The sequence below is a fragment of the Stenotrophomonas sp. NPDC077659 genome (assembly GCF_050268705.1).
GTDB lineage: Bacteria > Pseudomonadota > Gammaproteobacteria > Xanthomonadales > Xanthomonadaceae > Stenotrophomonas.
This window is the reverse complement of record NZ_JBNNHG010000312.1, coordinates 1-1,001: the sequence shown is the minus strand read 5'-3', so window position 1 is coordinate 1,001 and position 1,001 is coordinate 1. Positions and strand designations below refer to the sequence as shown.

Below are 1,001 nucleotides of genomic sequence, written 5' to 3'. Positions count from 1 at the left end.
AAGGGTAAGTTCGAGCGCACCAAGCCGCACGTCAACGTCGGCACCATCGGTCACGTCGACCATGGCAAGACCACGCTGACCGCCGCACTGACCAAGATCGGCGCCGAGCGTTTCGGTGGCGAGTTCAAGGACTACTCGGCAATCGACGCCGCTCCGGAAGAGAAGGCGCGTGGCATCACGATCTCGACCGCGCACGTCGAATACGAATCCACCACCCGTCACTATGCCCACGTCGATTGCCCGGGCCACGCTGACTACGTCAAGAACATGATCACCGGTGCCGCCCAGATGGACGGTGCGATCCTGGTGTGCTCGGCCGCTGACGGCCCGATGCCGCAGACCCGCGAGCACATCCTGCTGTCGCGTCAGGTCGGTGTGCCGTACATCGTCGTGTTCCTGAACAAGGCCGACATGGTTGACGATGCCGAGCTGCTGGAACTGGTCGAAATGGAAGTCCGCGAGCTGCTGAGCAAGTACGACTTCCCGGGCGACGATACCCCGATCATCTCGGGTTCGGCCCGCCTGGCGCTGGAAGGCGACCAGAGCGACATCGGCGTGCCGGCCGTGATCAAGCTGGTCGACGCGCTCGACAGCTGGATCCCGACCCCGGAGCGTGACGTCGACAAGCCGTTCCTGATGCCGGTGGAAGACGTGTTCTCGATCTCGGGCCGCGGCACCGTGGTGACCGGTCGTATCGAACGCGGCGTGATCAAGGTCGGCGAAGAAATCGAAATCGTCGGCATCCGTCCGGTGCAGAAGACCACCGTGACCGGCGTGGAAATGTTCCGCAAGCTGCTGGACCAGGGCCAGGCAGGCGACAACGCCGGTCTGCTGCTGCGCGGCACCAAGCGTGACGACGTCGAGCGCGGCCAGGTTCTGGCCAAGCCGGGTTCGATCAAGCCGCACACCAAGTTCGACGCCGAAGTGTACGTGCTGTCGAAGGACGAAGGCGGCCGTCACACCCCGTTCTTCAAGGGCTACCGTCCGCAGTTCTACTTCCG

At 63.9% G+C, this 1,001-nt stretch carries 1 protein-coding gene; it reads left to right on the top strand.

Annotated features, from left to right (window positions below; translation table 11 throughout):
- Positions 1-1,001, top strand: a 1,001-nt coding sequence (gene tuf, locus ACQKDV_RS19735; RefSeq protein WP_427785906.1) for an elongation factor Tu, incomplete at both ends; no start/stop codon positions are given.